General features: G+C 40.4%; 1 protein-coding gene. It reads left to right on the top strand.

The genetic code is table 11. The features are described from left to right. The first annotated feature begins 194 nt into the window (after window positions 1–194). The gene (metK, locus tag A9996_RS19300) at window positions 195–1,487 is read left to right on the top strand and encodes a methionine adenosyltransferase (RefSeq protein ID WP_066439164.1); all 1,293 of its coding nucleotides are present in this window, start codon (window positions 195–197) and stop codon (window positions 1,485–1,487) included. Window positions 1,488–1,598 lie beyond the last annotated feature (111 nt).

The following is a 1,598-nucleotide window of genomic DNA, read 5'->3' as shown; positions in this document are numbered from 1 at the left end:
TCCTATTTAATTTTTTTACTTTTGTCCCATATTAATTGAGAGGAAAGATTTGACTGATTGCAACCTCTTCTGAATCGGAAACTCCGAGGATGAGATCCCGTATCATAGACGGGATGAAAAATGCTAAAGGCAGTGCAAACTACCTTCGACGCGCAACGTCAAATCTTCCATAACCCTAAGATATCTAAGAGTATATGGCATATTTATTTACTTCAGAGAGCGTTTCTGAAGGACACCCAGACAAAGTAGCAGATCAAATAAGTGATGCTTTAATAGACAATTTTATAGCCTTTGACAAGGACTCTAAAGTGGCTTGTGAAACCTTGGTTACCACAGGACAGGTAGTCCTCGCGGGTGAGGTCAAATCAAACACGTATTTAGACGTTCAAAAAATAGCTAGAGATACCATCAACAAAATTGGGTACACTAAAAGTGCCTATATGTTTGATGGCAATTCTTGTGGTGTATTTTCTGCAATCCATGAGCAATCTGAAGACATCAACAGAGGTGTTGACAGGGCCAATAAAGAAGAACAAGGTGCAGGAGACCAAGGCATGATGTTTGGCTATGCCACCAGTGAAACTGAGAATTATATGCCACTGGCATTGGATCTTTCGCATCGTTTGATGATTGAGTTGGCTGCTTTACGCAGAGAAAGCAAGGAGATCACTTATTTACGTCCCGACTCCAAAAGCCAAGTTACTATTGAATACAGTGATGACAATGTACCTCAGCGTATCGATGCCATTGTGGTTTCTACGCAGCATGACGATTTTGTAAAACCAAAATCAAACTCAAAAGCTGACGTTGATGCTGCTGAAATTGACATGTTGGAAATAATCAGAAAAGATATTGTAAACATCTTGATTCCGAGAGTTGTGGCAGGACTTCCTGAGCACATTCAGGTGTTATTCAATGATGACATTACATATCATATCAACCCTACAGGTAAGTTTGTGATTGGTGGGCCTCATGGTGACACCGGACTTACGGGGCGAAAAATCATTGTAGACACTTATGGTGGTAAAGGCGCCCATGGCGGTGGTGCTTTTAGCGGAAAAGACCCAAGTAAAGTAGATAGAAGTGCCGCTTATGCGACGCGTCATATTGCTAAAAACCTCGTCGCTGCTGGCTTGTGTGATGAAATATTGGTCCAAGTCAGTTATGCCATCGGCGTGACAAAACCGACCTCCATTTATGTGAATACTTATGGTACCTGTCCGTTTAATTTAACCGATGGCGAGATTGCTGAAAAAATATTCGAGATTTTCGATATGCGTCCATCAGCCATAGAAGAACGCTTAAAACTACGCCAACCAATGTACAGTGAAACTGCGGCTTACGGCCATATGGGAAGAGTTAATGAAACGGTTTCTAAAACCTTTGAACAGCTCAATGGTAAGACAGTAACCCTTGATGTGGAGTTGTTTACTTGGGAAAAATTGGATTATGTGGAGAAGGTGAAGTCTGCGTTTGAAATTAATTAGATTTTAGACCGCTTTGCTTTTAGATGTTAGATCTTAGATGTTAGATATTAGATGTTAGATGTTGGACGATAGACGATAGACGATAGACTTTATTAAGTATAAAAAAAACTA

It is taken from the genome of Gelidibacter algens (genome assembly GCF_001678675.1).
Classification (GTDB): domain Bacteria; phylum Bacteroidota; class Bacteroidia; order Flavobacteriales; family Flavobacteriaceae; genus Gelidibacter; species Gelidibacter algens.
This window is presented reverse-complemented; position numbering and strand designations above follow the sequence as displayed.

Bases quoted from the DNA above. Each gene is read 5' to 3' on its own strand.
- metK (WP_066439164.1), top strand. From the start codon at position 195: ATGGCATATTTATTTACTTCAGAGAGCGTTTCTGAAGGACACCCAGAC.